Origin of the sequence: Bacteroides sp. B1-V-101 (genome assembly GCF_023656585.1) — a bacterium.
Classification (GTDB): Bacteria; Bacteroidota; Bacteroidia; order Bacteroidales; family Bacteroidaceae; genus Bacteroides; species Bacteroides thetaiotaomicron.
The window spans coordinates 73,594-97,684 of the sequence record NZ_JAMOKH010000004.1 but is presented as its reverse complement, the minus strand read 5'-3'; the positions used below and the strand labels follow the sequence as shown (position 1 = coordinate 97,684).

Annotated in this window: 20 protein-coding genes; 7 read left to right on the top strand and 13 right to left on the bottom strand. The window is 47.2% G+C overall.

The features are described 5' to 3' along the window. Positions 1-120: 120 nt before the first annotated feature. From NBH01_RS04970 to NBH01_RS04960, 3 genes are read right to left on the bottom strand one after another with little or no spacing between them, the layout of a single operon-like run. Positions 121-972, bottom strand: coding sequence for an SDR family oxidoreductase (locus tag NBH01_RS04970; RefSeq protein WP_225679856.1), 852 nt, complete (start codon positions 970-972; stop codon positions 121-123). Continuing rightward, positions 969-2,192 carry an NADH:flavin oxidoreductase gene (locus tag NBH01_RS04965; RefSeq protein ID WP_225693483.1) on the bottom strand — a complete coding sequence of 408 codons (1,224 nt, stop codon included), beginning with the start codon at positions 2,190-2,192 and terminating at the stop codon, positions 969-971. The genes NBH01_RS04970 and NBH01_RS04965 overlap by 4 nt, the downstream gene beginning before the upstream one ends. A gap of 38 nt (positions 2,193-2,230) precedes the next feature. Further along, entirely contained in the window at positions 2,231-2,992 is a 762-nt protein-coding gene (locus tag NBH01_RS04960; protein WP_011108120.1) for a DUF1295 domain-containing protein, read from the bottom strand. Between the two features lie 171 nt (positions 2,993-3,163). Here NBH01_RS04960 and NBH01_RS04955 point away from each other — a divergent pair, with 171 nt between their 5' ends. Further along, entirely contained in the window at positions 3,164-3,322 is a 159-nt protein-coding gene (locus NBH01_RS04955; RefSeq protein WP_008761044.1) for a hypothetical protein, read from the top strand. A gap of 3 nt (positions 3,323-3,325) precedes the next feature. Beyond that, positions 3,326-3,961: a GNAT family N-acetyltransferase gene (locus NBH01_RS04950; protein WP_062694589.1), complete on the top strand. Its 636-nt coding sequence runs from the start codon at positions 3,326-3,328 to the stop codon at positions 3,959-3,961. 396 nt (positions 3,962-4,357) lie between these two features. Here the strand turns inward: NBH01_RS04950 and NBH01_RS04945 are convergent, their stop codons facing one another. From NBH01_RS04945 to NBH01_RS04935, 3 genes are read right to left on the bottom strand one after another with little or no spacing between them, the layout of a single operon-like run. Next, the gene (locus tag NBH01_RS04945) at positions 4,358-5,701 is read right to left on the bottom strand and encodes a citrate/2-methylcitrate synthase (protein ID WP_008761042.1); all 1,344 of its coding nucleotides are present in this window, start codon (positions 5,699-5,701) and stop codon (positions 4,358-4,360) included. Between the two features lie 25 nt (positions 5,702-5,726). Beyond that, positions 5,727-6,917, bottom strand: a complete 1,191-nt coding sequence (gene icd, locus NBH01_RS04940) for an NADP-dependent isocitrate dehydrogenase (protein WP_016269563.1) — start codon at positions 6,915-6,917, stop codon at positions 5,727-5,729. Between the two features lie 14 nt (positions 6,918-6,931). Then, positions 6,932-9,175 carry an aconitate hydratase gene (locus tag NBH01_RS04935; RefSeq protein WP_195381986.1) on the bottom strand — a complete coding sequence of 748 codons (2,244 nt, stop codon included), beginning with the start codon at positions 9,173-9,175 and terminating at the stop codon, positions 6,932-6,934. 66 nt (positions 9,176-9,241) lie between these two features. On the opposite strand from NBH01_RS04935, the gene NBH01_RS04930 reads away from it, so the two are divergent. After that, on the top strand, positions 9,242-11,188 hold the full coding sequence (locus NBH01_RS04930; protein WP_062695901.1) for an AAA domain-containing protein: 1,947 nt from the start codon (positions 9,242-9,244) through the stop codon (positions 11,186-11,188). A gap of 532 nt (positions 11,189-11,720) precedes the next feature. On the opposite strand, the gene ilvC is transcribed toward NBH01_RS04930, so the two are convergent. The 5 genes from ilvC to ilvD all read right to left on the bottom strand — a co-directional run bounded on the left by ilvC (position 11,721) and on the right by ilvD (position 17,700). Then, positions 11,721-12,764 carry a ketol-acid reductoisomerase gene (ilvC, locus tag NBH01_RS04925; RefSeq protein ID WP_008761037.1) on the bottom strand — a complete coding sequence of 348 codons (1,044 nt, stop codon included), beginning with the start codon at positions 12,762-12,764 and terminating at the stop codon, positions 11,721-11,723. Positions 12,765-12,827: 63 nt separating this feature from the next. Beyond that, positions 12,828-13,571 (bottom strand): acyl-[acyl-carrier-protein] thioesterase, encoded by a 744-nt coding sequence (locus tag NBH01_RS04920; RefSeq protein WP_008761036.1) that lies wholly within the window; start codon positions 13,569-13,571, stop codon positions 12,828-12,830. Beyond that, complete coding sequence (ilvN, locus tag NBH01_RS04915) at positions 13,571-14,134, bottom strand: acetolactate synthase small subunit (RefSeq protein ID WP_008761035.1); 564 nt, start codon at positions 14,132-14,134, stop codon at positions 13,571-13,573. Before ilvN ends, NBH01_RS04920 begins: the two co-directional genes overlap by 1 nt. A gap of 18 nt (positions 14,135-14,152) precedes the next feature. Continuing rightward, a complete protein-coding gene (gene ilvB / locus NBH01_RS04910) occupies positions 14,153-15,850 on the bottom strand; it encodes a biosynthetic-type acetolactate synthase large subunit (RefSeq protein WP_048695483.1) in 1,698 nt (565 codons plus the stop codon). 47 nt (positions 15,851-15,897) lie between these two features. Beyond that, positions 15,898-17,700, bottom strand: a complete 1,803-nt coding sequence (gene ilvD, locus NBH01_RS04905) for a dihydroxy-acid dehydratase (protein WP_008761033.1) — start codon at positions 17,698-17,700, stop codon at positions 15,898-15,900. A 474-nt stretch (positions 17,701-18,174) separates the two neighbouring features. Here ilvD and NBH01_RS04900 point away from each other — a divergent pair, with 474 nt between their 5' ends. Further along, positions 18,175-18,750, top strand: a complete 576-nt coding sequence (locus NBH01_RS04900) for an FKBP-type peptidyl-prolyl cis-trans isomerase (RefSeq protein WP_008761032.1) — start codon at positions 18,175-18,177, stop codon at positions 18,748-18,750. A 138-nt stretch (positions 18,751-18,888) separates the two neighbouring features. On the opposite strand, the gene NBH01_RS04895 is transcribed toward NBH01_RS04900, so the two are convergent. After that, positions 18,889-20,178 (bottom strand): L-cysteine desulfidase family protein, encoded by a 1,290-nt coding sequence (locus NBH01_RS04895; RefSeq protein WP_008766478.1) that lies wholly within the window; start codon positions 20,176-20,178, stop codon positions 18,889-18,891. 133 nt (positions 20,179-20,311) lie between these two features. Between NBH01_RS04895 and NBH01_RS04890 the strand changes: the two genes are divergently transcribed. After that, the gene (locus NBH01_RS04890; RefSeq protein ID WP_008766479.1) at positions 20,312-21,397 is read left to right on the top strand and encodes a PCMD domain-containing protein; all 1,086 of its coding nucleotides are present in this window, start codon (positions 20,312-20,314) and stop codon (positions 21,395-21,397) included. A gap of 90 nt (positions 21,398-21,487) precedes the next feature. Next, positions 21,488-22,273 (top strand): porin family protein, encoded by a 786-nt coding sequence (locus NBH01_RS04885; RefSeq protein ID WP_008761029.1) that lies wholly within the window; start codon positions 21,488-21,490, stop codon positions 22,271-22,273. A gap of 15 nt (positions 22,274-22,288) precedes the next feature. Here the strand turns inward: NBH01_RS04885 and NBH01_RS04880 are convergent, their stop codons facing one another. Next, on the bottom strand, positions 22,289-22,852 hold the full coding sequence (locus NBH01_RS04880; RefSeq protein ID WP_011108127.1) for a calycin-like domain-containing protein: 564 nt from the start codon (positions 22,850-22,852) through the stop codon (positions 22,289-22,291). A 158-nt stretch (positions 22,853-23,010) separates the two neighbouring features. Between NBH01_RS04880 and aroC the strand changes: the two genes are divergently transcribed. After that, positions 23,011-24,087, top strand: coding sequence for a chorismate synthase (aroC, locus tag NBH01_RS04875; RefSeq protein ID WP_008761027.1), 1,077 nt, complete (start codon positions 23,011-23,013; stop codon positions 24,085-24,087). Positions 24,088-24,091 lie beyond the last annotated feature (4 nt).

Here is a 24,091-nt window from a genome sequence, read left to right as displayed (position 1 = left end):
AAATAGAGATGCGGGACAATCCCCATCTATTGGTAAAAATAGATCAACAAAAAGAAGATATCCGGAGATATACAATACCTAAAAATAAGTAATCACAGCATAAATTAAATAAAAACAGTATTATTTCAACCAGCGTTCCAAAGCCTGTTCCGTTTCCTGCCACAGTTGTTTTTGCTGCACATGGCAGAGGTATTTTTCGGACAGCTGCTTCCTGTGGCTGCTCGCATAAAGCTGTCCGCTGACTCCGGCCACTGCCTCATCCAGCAAGAGGCCGACAGCAGTGGAAGCCCCTTGCTTCGGCGTGCGGATAAAGGGGCGGAAAAAGAGATCCGTCAGCGGGTCAAACCACTGGTGCATAGTGATGATGTTGGTAGAAACAATGCCGGGATCGGCGGCATTGACAGTGATTCCTTTTTCACGGAGGCGTTCCGAAAGTTCCATCGTAAACAGCATCAAAGCCAGTTTTGTATTGCTGTAAACAGGGATTCGCCAAAAACTTCCCTTTCTTCCCTGCCGGAAGAAATCGGAAAAATCGAGGTGCCCGATCGCATACGTGCAAGAAACCATGTTTACAATACGGGCTCCTCGTGTCAATGCCGGAAGGAGTTTCCGGGTAAGCAGGTACGGCCCCAGATAGTTCACACTGACCGTTCGTTCAAAGCCGTCGGGGGTGATGTGAAGCCCGGTTTCCATCGTTCCGGCGTTATTCATCAGCAGGGAAACGGGGAGATGACGCTCCACAATCCGGTCGGCAAAAGAAGCTGTCGATGCCATGGAAGACAGATCGACTGCCATGACTTCCAGGTTTGCGTTTCCTGTCTCGTTCACTAGACGCTGCCGTATCGGTTCCGCTTTGGACGGACGATAGCAAGCCATAATAATATGGCAACCGGCTTCGGCTACGGCACGGGTGATTTCCGTTCCCATGCCGCCGTCGGCACCGGTGATGATTGCCCATTTCTCTTCACTCATTGCTTTTCCAGTTTTTCAATCTCCCGTTGCAGGCAGGGAGGCAGTTTTTCTTTCAGATGTTGGTGGCAGGCCATTTCGATAGTGTACATCCGCCCGATGCAGTAGTTGCTGTGTCCGCAGTTACAGCGCGCCTGCTCTTCCCGCCTCATCCGGTTGACAAACTCCGGTTCGTTGAGCAACGCACGTGCCATCTGGACGGCATCGAAGCCGGCATCCAATACTTCATCTATCTTTTCGCGGGACACCAGTCCGCCCACATAAATCAACGGGGCTTCCGAAAGTGCCGCCCGAAATTTCAGTGCATCCTCCAGGAAATAGGCTTCCCGGAAAGGAACGGTCGGAATCATCCACTTTCCAAACATCCGAACCCCGTATTTCAGCCACCAGCAGTCCATGTAGTAAGCCATCGAACGAATCGGCATCGCTCCCCGCATGACGTACATCGGGGCCTTGCTGACGAATCCTCCGCTCAGTACCAATGCGTGCGCGCCCAATGCCAGCAGGCGTTTGGCCACTTGCAGAGATTCATCGGTTTCCATGCCGCCTTTGAAGCCATCGCGCATATTCATTTTTACAATGACTGCCATGTCGCTTTCCGCCGCTGTCATCACCTCGTCCATCACTATTTCCATAAAGCGCATCCGGTTTTCGAGCGAGCCGCCGTATTCGTCTTTCCGGTGATTGGTGTAGGGAGACAGGAACTGGCTGATCAGATATCCGTGTCCGGCGTGTACCTCGACGGCGTCGAAGCCGGCTTCCCGTGCCAAGTGGACAGCCCGTCCGTAGGCCCTGGCCATCTCCGGCAACTCTTCTCTCTTCATGCCACGCACGAATGTAGGAGAATAGAGATTGAAACCGGAAGAGGCCGAAATGGGAGTGGTTCCGCAAATCTTTTTATGGGACATATTTCCGCAGTGCCCTATCTGGATGCCTGCTGCCGCACCTTCCGCGTGTATAGCTCCGGTCACTTCACGCAAACCGGAAATGATTTCCGGACGCAGCCACAGCTGGCGGTCAAAGGAAAGTCCGCTTTGTGTCACGGCTGCATAGGCTACAGTCGTCATCCCTACTCCGCCCGCAGCCACCGAGCGGTGGTAATCGAGCAGCATTTGTGAAGGGGCGTTACCTGGACACATGCTTTCAAAAGCGGCAGAACGGATCGTACGATTCCGCAGCGTCAATGGACCGAAAGTGACAGGGGTGAAAAGTTTAGATTCCATAGTACGCTATTTTATGTCAATAGATAATTTATTTCAAGTCAATAGATAAAAGGAAATACACGTTTGCGTTCGCCTACTTCCGAGCCAAATTCTTCACGGTAGCGATGCCAGATTGCATTGGCACGGGGGACGAGATTGGCCACTGTCCACCAGAAGAATACAAGTCCGGATAGTGAACAAGTCAGTATTGCCCAGCCTGCCCATTCAATGATTTCGCCCAGATAATTGGCGGAAGTGACATAGCGGTACATCCCTTTTTGTGGCAGATAATGACGGGTATCCCCCGGTTTGCGCAAATGGCGGATGATATAGTCCGAATGCCAGTTCATCAACATGCCCGCAAAGAAAAGCAGACTGCCCGCAATAAACCATGCGGAAGTGAACCAGCCGGAATGGTACATTCCCTCGGGTGAGAGATAAAATATCCATTCACCCTGCATATAGCCGTTCAATAGATTGAACAGGATTCCCATCGACATGATTGCCAGCGGCATTTTACTCTTTCCGGTCAGTAGCAGGGGAAAGACGAAGGCGCGCTGAAAATAATGAATCTGAAAGAAGACAAAGAATGTCAGTATGACCGGATCAAAACGACGTTCCGAGTGTATCCACATCCAGCACATGACCAGAAATACGGGGGCTTCCATCAGTATCCACGCCAGCTTGTTGGAAATGGCAACTCCCCAGGAGGCGGTGCGAAATATCCCGTAACCGGCTTTCACAAAGTAGAGGGCGATGAAAACAATCAGAGCGGTCAGACTCATGACGCCCAAAAATAGATTAAAGGCAGCTATACTCATCTTGATTTTCTTTTGAGATTCACAAAAATAACAAAAAAAGAAAAGAATGGTCACAAAAATAACTCAAATAAAAAACAGATCAAACGACAACAGACTTCCGGCATTCTTTGTTTATTCATTAAAAATCAGCTATCTTTGCAGTTGGTTATGAACTAAATAATAGAAAAAGCAATGGCAATGGAAATTAAAGCCATACCGACCTTAAAAGGAAAAGAAGCGGAACACTTCGTTAAGGCAGCGGACAAGGCTTATAAAAATCAAAACAAACAAGACTTCAGCAAACATGTGCTGGAAGCCCGTGCTGTGCTCAAAAAGGCTAAAATGTTATAAAACATGGGATTTCTTTTTGAGAAATGTACTTTTGCCGTACTTGATGAAGATACGATTAAAGAATGTGACCCTTTCTCATGTGGGCACCAAGACTTAGACGACTTCTTTCATAACGATGCTCCTCTCTATAATGCACAGCTATTAGGAAAAAGTTACTGTTTTCGTTCAGATAAAAAGCCTTCGGACATAGTATGTGCCTTCACTGTTTCTAACGATAGTATCAGAGTAAATATCCTCCCCAACAGCAGGGAAAAGAAAGTTCAGAAAGACATTCCCCGAGCCAAACAAATGCGCCGCTATCCGGGTGTATTAATCGGCAGACTTGGAATCAATAAAGAATACAAGCATCAGGGCATAGGCAGTGATCTGATGACTTTCATAAAATCATGGTTCATTGATGCGGGAAACAAAACAGGGTGTCGCTTTTTAATTGTTGACGCTTACAATGAAAATATTCCTCTGAACTATTATCTGAAAAACGGTTTCAAATACCTTTTCTCTACGGAAGCGCAAGAAGTGGAATATACAGGCTTTGAAACCGGAACGCATCTAAAAACACGCTTAATGTATTTTGATTTAATAGACATTATACCTTATCCCAATAATAGCAGCAAAGACGCAATCGACGGTAATTATTAAAATAACAAGTTTGTTCTCAACAGGTCACCTGTCCATAATCTCTCCTCCAGCAAAGGGAAAGATCATAGTTCACTGATATCCAAAGGAATAGAATGTATAATTCATCGGTTGTAGAAACGCCCTTTTAACGCTACGTTAAAAGGGCGTTTCTACCTGCCAGGCTGTGCCCTTTCTACCAACGATAAATGCCTTAGCCTCCATCGGATGAAAAATATAGCAGCCGCAAAGTGTTAAATGTTAAATGAACATCGGACGTTCTTCCTGAAACAAGTCACTCCAGACGTACAACCGGGTACTACCAAGATGTACAACTGGGGATTACCGAGACGTACATGCAGGGATTGCCGAGATGTACGTCTGAGGTTAGTTATTATTGCATAAAAGGATTTGTTCTTATCAGCGTTTCTTGATGGGGATATAAGCCAGATCATCAAGAACATTTTTATAAGCCGGACGGATAATGCGTTTGCCCTCGAAGTTCAGTTCCTCATTGCGGTGCGCACACCAGCCGACAATACGAGCCATGGCAAACAGCGGAGTGAAAATCTCCTGCGGCAAACCAATCATCTCATATACGAAGCCCGAATAGAAGTCGATATTGCTGGAAACCGTCTTTCCGTTATTCTTCACACGTCCGAAAGTAGCGATGGCACGCTCTTCAAGCAGTTCGAGGAAAGCGAACTCCTCTTCTTTTCCTTTCTCACGGGCAAGGTCGCGAGCCAGTTCTTTCAGCAACAGCGCACGAGGATCGGAAATCGTATAAACAGCATGACCGATACCGTAAATCAGTCCGGTCTTATTATACACTTCCTTATTCAGCATCCGTGTGAAATAGGTATCTATCTCGTCCACGCTCTTCCAGTCCTTGATGTTCTCCTGCAAGTGATGGAACATATCGGCCACCTGGATATTCGCGCCTCCGTGAAGCGGGCCTTTCAACGAACCGATACCTGCGGCGATGGCCGAGTATGTATCTGTTCCGGTGGAAGAAGTCACACGAACCGTGAAAGTCGAGTTGTTACCACCGCCATGTTCTGCCTGCAAAATCAATAGCAAGTCGAGCGTACGGGCATCCAGTTCCGTATAATCTTTTTTGAGCATATAGAGGAAATTCTCGGCAATAGAGAGTTTTTCCTGCGGATGACGGATATGCAGGGAACGGCCGAATGTAGCATGGCGGAGCATATTATAAGCATACGCAATGATGGTCGGGAACTTGGAGATAAGATCGATACTCTGGCGCATCAGATTGTCGCGGGAAGTATCGTCGGCATCGGGATCGAAACGATACATTTCGAGTACGCTGCGCGAAAGGATATTCATGATATTATTTCCCTCCAGCTCGATAATATTCATTTTCGTCTTCTGCTCGAGCGCCATATTGTCATTGATCAGTTCGCAGAACGAAGCCAGTTCTTCCTTGTCCGGCAGACGACCGGAGAGTAGCAGATAAGCCACTTCTTCGAAGCCGAAACGTTTTTCCTTGATGATGGCGTGGGAAATGTCTTCCACATCATAGCCCCGATAGAACAATTTTCCCGGAATAGGCTTCAGACCGCCGCCGGGGATACGTTCGTAACCCACCACATTACCAATCTTTGTCAGACCTACCAATACACCGGTGCCGTCTTCATTACGTAGTCCACGCTTCACGTCAAACTTGGGGAACAATTCATTGTCAATCCGGGTTGCCTCTTTCATCTCCTCGGAGAGCTTGTAAATCAAATACTCTTTCTTCATAATACTTCGTTTTTAATCGTTACATTTACTTTTCGATTCTTTCCACAATTTCGCGTGTGAAAGCGGTGGTAGACAGGGATGTACCTCCCGGCATAAAGCGAGCCAGATCGTGCGTGGCACGGGCATCGAGGAAACTCTGTTCCAGCGCCTTTTCGATAAGCGCGGCCGCTTCTTTCCATCCCAGATATTCAAGCATCATCACCGCCGAAAGAATGATAGAACAAGGATTCACGACATCCTTTCCGGCAATGTTGGGGGCGGTTCCATGAGTCGCTTCAAAAATGGCGTGCCCCGTCTTGTAGTTAATATTTGCTCCCGGAGCAATGCCGATGCCGCCTACCATTGCCGCCAACTGGTCGGAAACATAGTCTCCGTTCAGGTTCAGCGTGGCAATCACGGAATACTCTTCGGGAATCAGTAATGTATTTTGCAGAAAAGCATCGGCAATGCAGTCCTTTATCACCAGCCGGCCGTCTGCCAGCGCGTCGCCAAACTCACGTTGCGCCAGCTCATAGCCCCATTTCTTGAAACCTCCTTCGGTGAACTTCATAATGTTTCCTTTGTGCACCAGTGTCACAGAAGGCAGATGATGGTCGAGCGCATACTGGCAGGCAGCCCGCACAAGACGTTCCGTGCCCTCACGGGAAACAGGTTTCACCCCAAAAGAAGAGGTCTCGGGGAAGCGGACTTTCGTCACTCCCATCTCGTTTTTCAGGAATTGATAGAACTTTTCGGCTTCGGGAGTACCTGCCTCCCACTCGATTCCTGCATATATATCCTCCGTATTTTCACGGAACACACACATGTTCACTTTTTCCGGTGCTTTCACCGGAGAATGAACGCCTTGATACCAACGAACCGGACGCAAACAAACATATAAATCCAAGGTTTGGCGCAAAGCTACGTTCAAAGAACGGATTCCACCGCCGACAGGGGTCGTCAGCGGACCCTTGATGCCGATCAGATATTCTTGGAAAGCCTTCATCGTTTCATCCGGCAGCCAAGAGCCTGTCTCGTTGAAAGCGCGTTCGCCCGCCAGCACTTCTTTCCATTCAATCCGACGTTTGCCGCCGTATGCTTTCTGAACAGCCGCGTTCACAACGGCTTGCATTGACGGAGTCACTTCCGCTCCTACTCCGTCTCCGGTAATATAAGGTACGACAGGCACATCGGGCACCGACAGCGTACCATCTTTTTGCATGGTTATTTTGTTCATTTCTATCATTTTAATTATCTGGCATTCAAGGCAGAGCCGGCACGGAACCAGGCAATCTGCTGTTCGTTGTATGTATGTTGCGCTTCAAAACTCTCTTTCGTTCCGTCTTCGTGATGAAGAACGACGGTCAGATTCCGTCCCGGAGCAAAGTCGGGCAAGCCGATGACTGAAAGGAGGTCGTGCTCCTGTATCTTGTCATAATCCGCTTTATCCGCAAAGGTAAGGGCAAGCATGCCCTGCTTTTTCAGATTCGTTTCGTGGATACGGGCGAAGCTCTTGGCGAGAATCACACGCACATTCAGGAAACGGGGTTCCATTGCCGCGTGCTCGCGACTGGAGCCTTCTCCGTAATTTTCTTCAGCCACGACAATGGAGGGGATTCCTTCGGATTTATACATTTTGGCTGTGCCCGAAACGGTTCCGTAGGTGTTTGTCGAACGGTTCCACACGTTGTTCGTTTCGCCATTGAACGCATTCACGGCTCCCATTAGCATATTATCCGAAATATTCTCCAAATGTCCGCGGAAACGCAGCCACGGTCCCGCCATCGAAATATGGTCGGTAGTACATTTGCCCTGCGCCTTAATCAGCAGGGGCATATTGAGTATATCTTGTCCGTCCCAAGCGGGGAAAGGAGTCAGCAGTTGCAGGCGTTGGGAAGCCGGGTTGACGTTAATCGCTGTTTTCGTCCCGCCAGGGGCGATATAGCCTTCATTGCCGGAGGTAAAACCTCTCAAGGGGAGTTCATCTCCTACGGGTTCGGCCAGTTTCACTTTCTCGCCGTCATGGTTCATCAATCTGTCTTTCAGCGGATTGAAGCAAAGATCACCGGCAATGGTCAGTGCCATCGTCAGTTCGGGAGAAGCAACAAAGGCGTATGTGTTCGGATTGCCGTCCGCACGTTTGGCAAAGTTACGGTTGAAGGATGTGACGATCGAGTTCTTCCGCGCCGGGTCGTCCGTATGACGTTTCCACTGACCGATGCAAGGACCGCAGGCATTTGCCATGATCACGGCGCCGATCTGCATGAAGTCATCCATCATTCCGTCTCTTTCGGCAGTGGCGCGGATTTGCTCGGAACCCGGATTGATGATCAACGGGGAAGCCACACTCAGATTCTTTTCCTTCACCTGCCTCGCAAGGGATGCGGCACGGCTGAGATCTTGGTAAGAAGAGTTGGTACACGAACCGATCAGTCCGACTTCCATCTTACGCGGATAGCCGTTCAGTAATACTTTTTCTGCAAATTCAGAGATAGGGGTAGCGGCATCCGGTGTGAAAGGGCCGTTAATATAAGGTTCGAGCGTAGACAAATCAATGTCGATGACACGGTCGTAGTACTTTTCCGGTTCGTCCGCCACCTGTTGGTCCGCACGGAGCTCACAGTCCACGGCTTCCGCCAGTTCTACGATACGATCTCTGCCGGTGGCTCTCAGATAAGTAGCCATGCGCCCATCGAACGGGAAAAGCGAAGTGGTAGCTCCTACTTCCGCACCCATATTGCAAATGGTCGCTTTGCCGGTAGCCGACAGGGAAGCTGTTCCCGGTCCGAAATATTCGATGATGGAGTTCGTTCCTCCTTTTACGGTCAGAATCCCAGCAAGTTTCAGGATGACATCTTTCGGGGAAGTCCAGCCGCTCAGTTTTCCGGTCAGGCGGACACCGATAATCCTTGGCATTTTCAGTTCCCATTCCATACCTGTCATCACGTCTACGGCATCCGCACCGCCGACGCCGATGGCCACCATGCCCAGTCCTCCGGCATTCGGAGTGTGAGAGTCGGTTCCTACCATCATCCCGCCGGGGAAAGCGTAATTTTCGAGTACTACCTGGTGAATGATTCCGGCGCCCGGCTTCCAGAAGCCGATGCCGTAACGAGAGGATACATCGCGCAAAAAGTCGTAAACTTCTTCGTTTGTTTTGGTTGCCGTAGCAATGTCCTCCTTTGCTCCTTTGTACGCCTGTATCAAGTGGTCACAGTGCACGGTGGAGGGAACAGCCACTTTTTCTTTTCCTGCATTCATGAATTGAAGCAATGCCATCTGGGCAGTCGCGTCCTGCATAGCGACGCGGTCGGGACGGAAATTTACGTAGTCTTCACCCCGCTTGTAGTTTTTCAGATCGCCCTCATTGAACAGATGGGCATACAGAATCTTCTCGGCTAACGTCAATGGGCGTTTCAAAACAGCCCGCACGTGTTCCACTTTTCCTTTATAAGCAGAATAAAAAGCCTCTAACATAGTCAAATCATACACCATATTGCTTTTATTTTTTTTAGTCTATCTATAAAAATAACGAACGGCGTTCGAGGAATGTTTAACAAAATGAAATATATTTTCGTCTCAGGAAGAAGATTTATTACCTTTGCGTCTATTATGAATAATCATCCGAAAAGTCCAATCATCGACCTTCAGCAACAGCAACTCCTGCTACGCATGGAGTATGAACACGAAAAGGAGGAATTCAAGCGGCAGACTGAAACAATGGGTGTCGCCCGCAAAGTGAAACGTGGTCTGTGCTGGTATCCCGCCTCTCCCGGTCGAAGTTACTATAATTCTCTAAATCAACTTGTAATAGATATTACACGCACCGAAAATAAAGAAATCGAGCATTCCTTCGAATTCGGTCGTCCCGTCTGCTTTTTCCGGCAGTCATTTGACGGAAAAGTGAATTACATGAATTTCATTGCAACGGTGAGTTATGCGGACGACGAACGGATGGTGGTCGTGCTTCCCAGTGCGGGCGCCTTGCTGGAACTGCAAACGGAAGAGGTGCTGGGTGTACAACTTTATTTCGATGAAACGTCCTATCGTGCCATGTTCGAAGCGCTGGAAGACACAATCCGCGCTAAGGGCAACCGCCTTGCCGAACTCCGGGACACCTTGCTGGGAACACAAAAGCCGGGATTCCGCGAATTATATCCCGTCCGTTTCCCGTGGCTGAACAGCACGCAGGAAACAGCCGTAAACAAAGTGTTATGCACACGCGATGTCGCCATCGTTCACGGCCCTCCGGGAACCGGAAAGACTACCACGCTCGTGGAAGCCATTTACGAAACGCTTCACCGCGAACCGCAGGTGCTGGTCTGCGCCCAAAGTAATACGGCTGTGGACTGGATTTGCGAGAAACTGGTAGACCGGGGTGTGCCTGTCCTCCGCATTGGTAACCCTACACGTGTTAATGACAAAATGCTTTCTTTCACTTACGAACGCCGCTTTGAGAATCATTCGGCCTACCCCGAACTTTGGGGAATCCGAAAATCGATCCGTGAAATGGGCAGCCGGATGCGTCGGGGAAGTTACTCCGAAAGGGAAGGAATGCGCAGCCGGATGAGCCGCCTCCGCGACCGTGCCACCGAACTGGAAATCCTGATCAACGCCGATCTTTTCGACAGTGCCCGTGTGATTGCTTCCACGCTGGTCAGCAGCAATCACCGTTTGCTCAACGGACGGCGTTTCCCCACCTTATTTATCGATGAAGCCGCCCAGGCACTCGAAGCCGCCTGTTGGATCGCCATCCGAAAGGCCGACCGTGTGATTCTTGCCGGCGACCATTGCCAGCTCCCTCCTACAATCAAATGTATCGAAGCCGCCCGTGGCGGACTGGACCACACTCTAATGGAAAAGGTCGTGCAGCAAAAACCTTCTGCCGTCTCGCTGCTCAAAGTGCAATACCGGATGCACGAAGCAATCATGCGCTTTCCCTCCGAATGGTTCTACAACGGAGAACTGGAAGCCGCACCGGAAGTGCGCAACCGGGGTATCCTTGACTTCGACACTCCCATGAACTGGATAGATACCTCGGAAATGGACTTCCACGAAGAGTTTGTAGGCGAGAGCTTCGGGCGCATCAACAAGCAGGAAGCCAACTTGTTACTGCAAGAACTGGAAGCCTATATCAGCCGGATCGGCAAAGCACGCATCCTGGACGAGAGCATCGACTTTGGTCTGATTTCGCCCTACAAGGCGCAAGTGCAATACCTGAGAAGTAAAATCAGAGGAAGCAGTTTTCTCCGCCCTTTCCGCAGCCTCATCACGGTCAACACGGTAGACGGCTTTCAGGGACAGGAACGGGATGTCGTCTTTATCAGCCTCGTCCGGGCGAACGAGGACGGACAGATCGGTTTTCTGAATGATTTAAGACGAATGAACGTAGCCATTACCCGCGCCCGGATGAAACTTGTGATTTTGGGAGATGCAACCACTCTTACCAAGCATGCGTTCTACCGGAAACTGATACAGTATATCCGGCAGGAAGCGGTATCCTCCTGAATCATCGGGATAAAAAAAGAAGCCCCCTTTCTCACGAAAGAGGACTCCCATTTACAAACAAAACAAACAATGTTATTTTCCCACTAAATTCTGTTCCAAAAGCTCTGTCTTAAATTCAATTTAACGCATACTTTTTCCTGCTACAGAATAAAATTCTGCATCATATCAACGAATCACTAATGGAACACGAAATATAAAAAGGACTTGAAATGGTATTACAGCTACCATTCGGTAGAGAATAACTTAAATATCTTTTAATGTAACATTCTGATATACTATTTATTAAAGAAGAAATCATCTTCATACGTATCGATCTTCTGTAAGTAAAAAGTTTCTTCATTGCCTATTCTGTTTTATTTGTTGCCGTAAAGGTAATCATAAATGCTCTTTTTCACCTATATTATCAGTATCTTTTAATCTTTTTTTCTACTTTCATCCTTTTTCTATTACTCAAAAGACCGGTATCTACATAGAAAAAGCGGGAAAATACGCTTTTCCCGCCTTTTGAAAAACTTATATAGTATAAGTCTGATTAATTATTTTCCGGACGAAGTTTACGAACTGTCACGGCAGTCTGCCACATTTCGCTTTCGCGCAATGCTTTCAGTTCTTCTTCCAGTTTCTCACGATAATCCGGTTTGGAGTTAGAGTCGATTGAAATCTGTGCTTCGTTACCAGTCTTCACACTGTGATACAACTTTTCAACTACCGGTTTGATAGCATCGTGGAAGGGGCCCATCCAGTCGAGAGCACCACGTTGAGCTGTAGTAGAGCAGTTAGCATACATCCAGTCCATACCGTTCTTTGCAAACAACGGCATCAATGACTGAGTCAGCTCTTCTACAGTTTCGTTGAATGCTTCGGAAGGAGTATGACCGTTTTCACGTAACACTTCGTATTGTGCCAGCAACAGACCCTGGATAGCTCCCATCAATGAACCACGTTCGCCTGTCAGGTCGGAAGTAGCTTCGCGGATGAAAGTTGTTTCGAACAAATAACCTGAACCGATACCGATACCCAATGCGATTGTTCTGTCCATAGCGTTGCCTGTTGCATCCTGATAGATAGCGTAAGAAGAGTTCAAGCCGCGACCTTCAAGGAACATAGTACGCAAGGATGTACCCGAACCTTTAGGAGCAACCATGATTACGTCGATATCTGCAGGAGGAACTACACCTGTGCGGTCACTCCATGTAATAGCAAAACCATGAGAGAAATAAAGAGCTTTTCCTGCAGTCAGGTAAGGCTTGATAGTAGGCCATACAGACATTACTGCTGCATCAGACAACAGGCACATAATGATCGTACCTTTTTCGCAAGCTTCTTCAATACCGAACAAAGTTTCACCCGGAACCCATCCGTCAGCAACCGCTTTGTCATATGTCTTTCCCTGGCGTTGACCAACGATTACATTGAAACCGTTATCACGAAGGTTCAGAGCCTGTCCGGGACCTTGTACGCCATAACCGATTACAGCGATTGTTTCATTTTTCAATACTTCACGAGCTTTTTCCAATGGAAATTCATCACGGATAACTACATTTTCTACAGTTCCGCCAAAATTCAACTGTGCCATTTTTTTTGTTTTTTTGTTTTGATGACTTGCGCCATCTGTTATTAATTGATGTTATACTCTATATTATTCAAATATCACTTTGGAACGGCATACTACCTCGCTGCCGTTTTTCTTCACCTCTACATGAAACTCGTTTTCATTCGCCTCATCACAGAAGAAAGAGAGTTCATCTCCGAAATAACTTTCAGCCACATACGCCATTTCAAACCGGCGGATACGTTTCGTCTGATACAGTTCTATCGGAAACAAGTCAAGTATGTGCTCGATATAACGAATACTGTTTACGTGTCCGTTAATATCGATATCACTGTATTTTGCCGTCAGCGTCGCAACAGGCTGATTGCTTGTCACCTTGATACGCGAAGGCTTTTCTATCGGGCAAGGTTCATCGCATATATAATCGACGATGCTTCCTCCATGCAATGCCAACAGATCGGCAGGCTTACGGGTATTCAGATTGATCATCGCCCATACGGAACGGGCATAGCCGATCTTCTTTCCATCCTTGTCAATGACGGCAAAGTTACGGTCGGTAAAGAGACGATAGACATTCTCCACCCATGTCTGAACCGAGAACTTCTCGTACTGGTAAGGCATCTCATCCAGCTCGATAGCCAGGCGGGAAAGCACCCATGTGTAATTGTCCTCGTTCAGCGTAGCAATACCAAATCCACGGTCGCTGGCATGAAAACCTGCGCAATTCAGCAGATGATTTCCCAGCACGCCCATGGTCAGACGGCCGTTAAAATCTACGTGAAACGGCTCTGCCACAAACTGATAAGTCCCTATTTTATTTTCTTCACTCATTACTCCTGTTCCTTTTTACTTTGCTTATACTTCGCTTCCTGTCCGTCCAGGAACTCATTCACACGTTCGAAACAGCTGGTAGTAATAGCCACACGGCCCGAACGGACAAACTGCAGCACACATTTCAAAGCCCGAAGTTCTTCGTAAAGGGAAGTAATCTCTTCACTCATGCCGTTCTTCTCGACGATAGAGAATACCGGATTCACCTCTACAATGCGGGCATTATATCTGCGGATCACTTTAGATGCTTCCGGAGTCTCCTGAAAAGCAGGAGTAGATACCTTATATAAGGCTATCTCATGGAAATAAATCTCGTCTTCCGTAAAATAGTGCGCCTGAATCACATCAATCTTCTTTTCGATCTGCTTCACCACCTTTTCGATAGTGTCCTTATCAGTCCACGCTGTAATCGTATATTTATGTACTCCTTTAATGGAAGAAGCAGAAACGTTCAAACTCTCGATGTTTATTTGCCGACGGGTAAATACAGCGGTCACCTGATTCAGCAATCCGGCTATATTTTCAGAATGAACTATAATCGTATATAATGTCTTATCACTCATAACTTTCTAAATTAAGGATTAACATTCCAGCAACATCTGATTGACTGAACCGCCCGGAGGGGTCATCGGGAGGACATTGCCTTCTTCTACCACACAGGCTTCGAGCAGGAACGCCCCGTCTGTCGAGAGCATTTCGTCGATGGCCGCTTTCAATTCTTCCCGTGAAAAGACACGTTTGGAAGGAATATCGTAGGCGGAAGCGATTTTCATGTAATCCGGATTCAGCATCGGAGTAAATGAATAACGGCGATTAAAGAACATAGCCTGCCATTGGCGCACGTTGCCGAGATAATTGTTGTTCAGGCAGATAATCTTCACCGGAGCTTTCTGTTCCATGATCGTACCCAGCTCCTGAATGTTCATTTGCAGTCCGCCGTCACCCATAAATACACATACCGTGCGGTCGGGACGGCCGAAAGTAGCTCCGATAGCTGCCGGAAGGCCAAAACCCATCGTGCCGAGTCCACCCGAAGTAACGATACTACGTTCCCTGGTATATTTAAAGTAGCGGGCAGAGATCATCTGATTCTGACCTACATCTGTCACCAATATGGCTTCGTGACGGGTCGCTTCGCTTACCGCACGCACCACTTCGCCCATACTCAGTGAATCCGTTGCAGGATGAAGTTCGGGACGAATGACTTTTTCTTCCTCTACCGCTTCATATTCCTTGAAACTATCGACCCACTCGGTGTGCCGGTTCTTTTTCAGCAGTCCGGTCACAGCAGCCAGCGTCTTTTTGCAGTCGCCCAAAACGGCAATGTCTACCTTTACATTCTTATTTACTTCCGCCGGATCAATGTCAAAATGGATCACTTTCGCTTGTTTGGCGTAAGTAGCCAGATTACCGGTCACACGGTCGTCGAAACGCATACCGACAGCAATCAGTACATCACATTTGTTAGTATTGATATTCGGTCCCAGATTTCCGTGCATACCCAGCATTCCTTTATTCAACGGATGGTCGGTAGGCAATGCGGAAAGTCCGAGCAAGGTACAACCTGCGGGCATATCCGCCTTTTCGATAAAGATACGCAGTTCTTCCTGAGCGCTTCCCAGTTCCACTCCCTGTCCTACCAAGACAAGCGGGCGTTCGGCGTTATTGATCAGTTCGGCGGCAGCCTTTACTGATTCTTCGTCTGTATCGGGAACCGGAACATAGCTGCGGATAAACTCCTGCTGCGTCGGCTCGTATTTTGTTTTTTCAACCTGCGCATTCTTGGCAAAGTCGAGTACCACCGGACCGGGACGACCACTACTGGCAATGTAGAAAGCACGTGCTATCGCCCAGGCTACGTCTTCGGCACGGCGAATCTGATAGCTCCATTTAGCGATTGGCTGAGTGATACCTACGAGATCGACTTCCTGAAAAGCGTCTGTTCCAAGAAAGCCTGTTCCCACCTGTCCTGCAATGACAACGATAGGCGTACTGTCTATCATCGCATCTGCAATACCTGTGATCGTATTGGTTGCTCCGGGGCCGCTTGTCACCAAGCAAACACCGACTTTACCCGATACACGGGCGTAGCCTTGTGCCGCATGGGCAGCTCCCTGTTCATGGCGAACCAAGATATGGTTCAATGTATTTTGATGGTCGTACAGGGCATCGAACGTAGGCATGATGGAACCGCCGGGATAACCGAAAATGGTAGTCACTCCCTGATGTTCCAGAGAGCGCATCATTGCCTCTGCGCCTGTTATTAAGTCCTTACTCATAGTTCTTTAATGGATAATGGATGATTCATAATGGATAATGAAGTGGATCAGTCTATTAATCTCACTGCTCCCTTATCGGCAGAGCTTACCATGCTGGCGTATGCTTTCAGGCTCTTCGGCACGTAACGGTCACGGGTGACGGGAGTCATCGGGCGGGCAGCCAGTTCTTCATCTGTTAGTCGCACGTTAATCGTTCGGGCGGGAATGTCGATTTCGATGATATCTCCATCTACTATTTTTCCTATATTACCTCCGGCAGCGGCTTCGGGAGAAACGTGTCCGATACTCAATCCGGAAGTTCCACCACTGAAACGTCCGTCGGTAATCAAGGCACATTCTTTGCCGAGGTGACGGGATTTGATATAAGAAGTCGGGTAAAGCATTTCCTGCATACCGGGACCGCCCTTCGGACCTTCGTGCGTGATGACGACAACGTCGCCGCTGACGACTCGGCCTCCGAGGATGCCTTCACAGGCTGCTTCTTGTGAGTCGAATACTTTGGCAGGTCCGGTAAACTTCCAGATGCTTTCGTCTACACCCGCCGTTTTTACTACGCAACCGTCCTGAGCGATATTTCCTTTCAGTACCGCCAGGCCTCCGTCCTTGCTATAGGCGTGCTCCAGATCACGGATACATCCGTTCGCGCGATCTTTATCTAATTCCTGATAATAAGCTCCCTGAGAACCAAGTACGAGATTGAATCTGTTTCCTGCCGCACTTGAATATTTGCTCATTGCTTTTTCCGTAACGTTCGGGCTGGTAATTGAATATTGATCGATCGCTTCCGCCAGCGACATGCCATCCACACGGAGAACGGAAGTATCAATCAGACCGCCTTTTGCCAACTCTGCCAGGATAGCAATGATGCCACCCGCACGGTTAACGTCCTGAATATGATATTTTTGAGTATTCGGAGCGACTTTACACAGGCAGGGTGTCTTGCGTGACAGCATATCGATGTCGTCCATCTTGAAATCGACTCCTGCCTCATGTGCCACGGCCAACAGGTGAAGCACCGTATTGGTAGAACCGCCCATCGCAATATCTAGCGTCATGGCATTGAGGAATGCCTGACGGGTAGCTATGCTGCGGGGAAGTACACTTTCGTCACCTTCTTCATAATATTTCATTGCATTTTCCACAATCAGTTTGGCAGCATCTTCAAACAGTTTCGTACGATTTTCGTGCGTAGCCACGATTGTGCCGTTTCCCGGAAGAGCCAAGCCGATAGCTTCATTCAGACAGTTCATCGAGTTTGCCGTAAACATTCCGGAACAACATCCGCAGGTAGGACAGGCATTCTGTTCGATATTCGCTACTTCCTGATCGCTTACACTGTCGTCCGCCGATTTAATCATGGCATCGATCAAGTCCAGATGCTGACCGTTCCACTCTCCGGCTTCCATCGGTCCGCCGGATACAAATACGGTAGGGATATTCAGGCGCATGGCAGCCATCAGCATCCCTGGGGTAATCTTATCGCAGTTGCTGATACATACCATTGCATCCGCCTTGTGCGCATTGACCATATATTCTACGCTGTCCGCTATGATATCACGGGAAGGAAGCGAGTAAAGCATTCCGTCATGTCCCATAGCGATACCGTCATCAATAGCAATCGTATTAAATTCCGCAGCGAAGCATCCCAGCTTCTCAATTTCCGCCTTCACCAACTGCCCGATTTCATGCAGGTGCACGTGTCCCGGAACAAATTGTGTAAACGAATTGACGATAGCGATAATGGGTTTTCCCATCTGATTTTTCTTCATGCCGTTGGCTGCCCATAATGCGCGGGCTCCCGCCATGCGACGGCCTTGTGTACTAAACGAACTGCGTAATTGCTTTTTCATTTCAATCTATCTTTTAATTAAAGAGCCTCCCTCACATCAGTGAGAAAGGCTCCAAATTCTATCTTTTATGGTACGAATACATACACAAAACCTTTCTCACGCTCTTGATGGCACCACCACGACGCGAATAATATGCAGAACTGCTAGGTTAATAGATGTATGTAATATATTCATATCTTCTTTTCTTTATTTTCGTGCTGCAAAGGTAAGGGCTTTTTTATTATCTCCAAACAAATCGAAGAAAAAAATCACTAAAAAGCGAATAATCGTAAGAAAAGAACGGTAATAAACCTAAATTTTATCACTTAAAGGTTGAATTTGCAACTATCAGTTAGTAGAGAATGACTGTCCATTTCTGACAAAAGCGCTTAATAATCTGAAATTTACTCCGTATGCACCCGGTAGCAAGCAAATTATTCGTATCTTTGTCCACCCTAAATAAGGGATTTATTAATTAGAAACTATAAATATCAGATGGAAACAGTAGAAAACAAGTACATCACCGTTGCATATAAGCTATATACAGTGGAAGATGGTGAAAAAGAATTGTTCGAAGAAACAAATGCAGAACATCCTTTTCAGTTCATTTCAGGATTAGGCACAACGCTCGAAAGCTTCGAGAACCAGATAACAGCTCTTTCTAAGGGTGATAAATTCGATTTTACCATTCCGGCAGATGAAGCTTACGGAGCCTACGATGAGCAACATGTATTTGATCTTCCTAAAAATATCTTTGAAATAGATGGCAAGTTCGACAGCGAACGCGTAACAGAAGGCAGCATTGTACCTTTGATGACCGGAGACGGTCAACGCGTAAACGCCAGCGTCGTAGAAATCAAACCGGATGTAGTAGTAGTTGACCTTAACCACCCATTGGCAGGCGCTGACCTGATCTTTGAAGGTGAAGTAATCGAAAGCCGTCCTGCTACCAACGAAGAAATTCAGGAACTGGTGAAGATGATGAGCGGTGAAGGTTGCGGTTGCGGATGCGACAGCTGCGGCAGCGACTGTGGCGATGACTGCGGTTGCGAAGGCGGACACTGTCACTAATTTTAAGTAATAGGTAATAAGTATTAAGTATTAATTCCATGCGGATATAAGCGGAAGTTAATACTTAATACTTTTTTTATGCCGTTATTCCGGATATTACTTATTACTTGTTACTTATTACTTATTACTTATTACCTGTTAACATCCTCCTTTGTGCGTCATGATATCAAGCACCATCTTATCCGTTTCGTTCATGGCCTGCGAGCCGATTCTTGTCAAGTTACGAATGCTTTGATCGACATCTTCGTCAATAATGCCTTCTACAGAAGTCACACAACGGTCCTCCATTGCCATCATAGCAGATAATACGGCTGTTGAGACTCCGGTTGTTACTTTGAGTGCGCAGCTCGGTTTTGCACCGTCGCAAATCATTCCCGTCAGGTTGGCAATCATGTTTTGAACGGCAAAGGCTACCTGATTATAGTTTCCACCCATCAGCCAGGTGATTCCGCAACTGGAACCCGTGGCAGCTACTACACAGCCACACAAGGCAGAGAGACGTCCCAAACTTTGTTTAATATAGATTACAGTGAGATGACTCAGCATTAAGGCGCGAATCAGTTCCTCTTCGGTTTTACCATTTTCTTCGGCAAATACGACAACGGGAAGTGTGGCGGATATGCCCTGATTGCCACTGCCGGAGTTACTCATGACGGGAATCATTGCACCAGCCATTCTGGCGTCGCAAGCGGCGGAAGTATAAGATAGTATATGAGAGAATACGCTGTCACCCATCACTTTATGTTCATACGTTCCACGGAGCATCTTACCTAAAGAATGCCCATAATTGCCTTTAAAGGCTTGCTCGGCGGCTGCTTTGTTCAGACGTGCCGTATCGAGAATAAAACGGATTTCATCCAGAGGGGATGTCAGGGCAAAATCATAGACTTTGCGCAGATTCAGTTCCAGTGAAGCGTCTTCTTCCTCTTCATTGGCAGTCTGTTGCTTGTCAAGCAGTACTTTTTCATCCGTAGCTATATAGACAAAGGTAGTATGTCCGCCGGCAATCACAGCCGTCGCTTTTTGGCTGCCGGCTGTGCAGATTACTTCGATGTACAGTTTTTCCGTAATATCTTCTTTGAGAGAAATACAGATTCGCTTCTCTGCGATAAACAGTTTGCCTTGTTCTACTGCCTCCGGTGTGCAGTCTCTCAACACTTCCAATTGATATTCCGATCGGCCGATCAACGCTCCCAAGGCTACAGCTATAGGAAGTCCGACCATATCTGTGCCGGGGATACCGACTCCCATTGCATTCTTTAATATATTGGCACTCAATAACACTTCAATCTTTTCCGGTTTCATTCCTAATGTTTCGGCAGCTTTAGCTACACAAAGCGCTACCGCAATGGGTTCCGTACACCCTATCGCCGGAATCACCTCTTTTTTGATCAAGTCTATTATCTGTTTTCTTTCCGATTCAATCATACCCTATAAGGCTTTAGTTTCCACAAAAGTAGAAAATTCTTTTTTATCAAACATCCATTAGTGAACAAATAAAATTGCAGATTGTTATAAAATCTTCCAAGAACCGAACTTTAACAGTTAGAATAGTAGAAAAATGAAAGCAAAACACGGTATTCTTTATTTGCTGCTAGCCATTTTCTCTTCTTCTTGCATTCGCGAAGAAGCTCCCAATGCAGAGGCAGACATACTCAGTTGCAGATTGCCGGGAGTAGTCATGACAACGAGTCCGATTATCACTAATAATTCCATCAATATATTTGTAGGACCGGGAACGGACATTTCATCCCTTGCACCCGAATTTACATTGACTCCGGGAGCCACTATCGATCCTCCCAGTGGGACGGCTAGAGATTTCCATTCGCCTCAGCAATATACCGTTACGGCTGCCGATGGCTTTTGGAAGAAGAAGTACACCGTATCCGTTATTGATACGGAACTTGCTACTATTTACAATTTTGAGGATACGCTCGGCGGACAGAAATACTACATCTTCGTAGAACGGGAAGGAGAAAAAGTGGTGATGGAATGGGCCAGCGGAAACGCAGGTTATGCAATGACCGGAGTTCCCAAGACAGCCGACGACTATCCGACTTTTCAGTTTGCAAACGGAAAAACCGGAAAATGCCTGTCCTTAGTAACCCGCAGTACCGGATTCTTCGGTAGCATTATGGGAATGCCTATCGCAGCCGGGAACCTGTTTATCGGCTCTTTTGATGTAGGAAATGCAATGAGCAATCCACTGAAAGCGACCAAATTCGGTCTGCCTTTCCGGCATATACCAACTTACCTGGCAGGCTATTACAAGTATAAAGCCGGAGATCAGTTTACAGAAGGCGGCAAACCCGTCAGTGGCAAACGGGATATATGCGATATTTATGCCATCATGTATGAAACCAGTGAATCTGTGCCGACTCTTGACGGAACGAATGCTTTCACCAGTCCCAACCTGGTTTCAATAGCACGCATTGACGACGCCAAAGAGACGGACGAGTGGACATACTTTAAACTTCCCTTCCATATGTTATCCGGAAAATACATAGATAAAGAGAAGCTAACAGCAGGAAAGTATAATGTAGCTATCGTATTCACTTCCAGCCTGGAAGGAGATCATTTTAACGGAGCTATCGGAAGTACATTGTTGATTGATGAAGTCGAACTAATCTATCGCTCGGAAGACTGATTCCATTCGACCAACGATCTGATAGCAGCTATGGAAGGCAGAACAGAGCAACTATAATGAAATAACTAATGATTTAATAATAATGAAAAGATGAAAATCCATTCCTATATATTCAGTTTACTCGCCTGTCTGGTGATAGCCCTCCCCGGCTATTCACAGGTTGACAGAAACGAAACACTTATTCGCTCCGCTCTTCACGGACTGGAATATGAAATCAAAGCAGGGTTCAGCATCGGCGGTACAGCCCCGCTCCCGCTGCCTGTCGAAATCCGTTCGATTGACGGCTACAACCCAACGCTGGCTATCAGCATCGGAGGAGAAGTAACCAAATGGTTTGCCGTTCAAAACAAGCTCGGAGTCATTGTAGGGCTGCGGCTGGAGAATAAAGCCATGACAACGGAAGCCACCGTCAAAAACTATAATATGGAAATCCTCGGACAGGGAGGAGAAAGAATCAGCGGTGTCTGGACAGGAGGAGTCAAAACCAAAGTCCACACTTCCGGACTGACAATTCCTCTAATGGCTACTTACAAGTTGAGCAACCGTTGGAATATTAAAGCCGGACCTTATTTTTCGTATCTGCTTTCAAGAGAATTTTCGGGGCACGTATATGAAGGATACCTGCGTGAAGGCGACCCCGTAGGCCCCAAAGTCGAATTTACGGATGGTAAAATCGCTACTTATGACTTCTCGGACGACCTGAGACATTTTCAGTGGGGCCTGCAAATAGGAGCCGGATGGAGAGCATTCAAACATCTCAATATATATGCAGACCTCACCTGGGGATTGAATGATATCTTCAGAAATGACTTTCAGACCATTACTTTTGCTATGTATCCGATCTACTTGAATATCGGATTCGGATATGCTTTCTAGCTGACCAAAGACGGATTAATCCTTACCGGATTCCTCCACCTGCTTCACACCGGAGAAAGCAACTTTCACGGTCTGCTTCAATGCAGGTACTTTTACCTGAATATTCATTGTAGCATTTCCACTTTGCACCGTTCCTTCTATACTGGTGGCACAGGTACCCAAAGCAGCGGCATCCCCCTGAAAAGTAAGGTCTTGCTGTCCGGTGAAAGTCGAAGCGTCCGTTTCCTTTTTCACTGCACACTTGTCTATTACGATATCGCCGAACTTTAATATGTTTCCGTTTATAAACAGTTCAAATTCCTTCAGTTCCATCTTTACTTCCGTATCACTGACCTGAGAGAAAGTAATAAACTTCGGAAGTCCGTCGGCAATCACAACTTCCTGGTCGGAGCCATCGGGCAGCATTGAAATATCGAGATTTCCCCAATACGTTCCCACCACATCGGGAGCAGTCACCACAGCCTCTTCTTCCGGAGGAGTCGTTTCATCATTGACCGTATTATCATCATCACTGCTACAAGCCGTCAAAAGAGAGACAGAGCATATCAATGCCCACAAATACAATAGATTCTTTTTCATAATTTTCGGGTTTAGTTATTAAATAATCGTCATTTATAAACTAAAAAGAGGAAAAAAGGTTCAATTTGCTTCCTTTTCCGAAGATATTTTGAATTCACAACCTTCTTATCAAAAACTTTGTTATATTTGCATAGAGTAATTTTAAAAAAGCCACAACTATGTTTAATTCATTTGGCAACATCTTTCGGCTCACCAGCTTCGGCGAGTCTCATGGAAAAGGAGTTGGGGGAGTAATTGACGGATTTCCTGCCGGAATCACAATCGACGAAGAATTTGTACAACAAGAACTAAATCGACGCCGTCCGGGACAATCCATCCTCACCACACCACGCAAGGAAGCGGATAAAGTGGAGTTTCTTTCAGGCATCTTCGAAGGCAAATCAACCGGATGTCCTATCGGATTTATCGTTTGGAACGAGAATCAACATTCCAATGACTACAATAACCTGAAAGAGGTATACCGCCCTTCACACGCGGATTACACCTACAAAGTGAAGTACGGCATCCGTGATCATCGCGGCGGCGGACGTTCTTCTGCCCGCGAGACTATTTCACGCGTAGTAGCCGGCGCATTGGCTAAATTAGCCCTTCGCCAGTTAGGAATCAGCATCACAGCTTATACATCGCAAGTCGGTGCCATCAAATTGGAAGGCACTTATTCCGACTATGATCTCGACCTGATCGAAACAAACGATGTACGTTGTCCGGACCCTGAAAAGGCGAAGGAAATGGCAGACCTTATATATAAGGTAAAAGGCGAAGGCGATACCATCGGAGGTACGCTGACCTGTGTCATCAAAGGATGTCCTATCGGATTGGGGCAACCCGTGTTCGGCAAACTGCACGCCGCCTTGGGCAACGCCATGCTCAGTATCAATGCCGCCAAAGCCTTCGAATATGGAGAAGGATTCAAGGGACTGAAGATGAAAGGCTCCGAGCAGAACGACGTATTCTTCAACAACAACGGACGGATTGAAACGCATACCAACCACTCCGGAGGTATTCAGGGAGGAATCAGTAACGGACAGGATATTTACTTCCGTGTAGTATTCAAACCGATTGCTACCCTGCTGATGGAGCAGGAAACGGTGAACATCGACGGCGTAGATACGACACTGAAAGCCCGCGGACGTCATGACGCCTGTGTACTGCCACGTGCCGTACCTATCGTAGAAGCAATGGCTGCCATGACCATCCTTGATTATTATCTGTTGGATAAGACAACGCAGCTTTAATAAG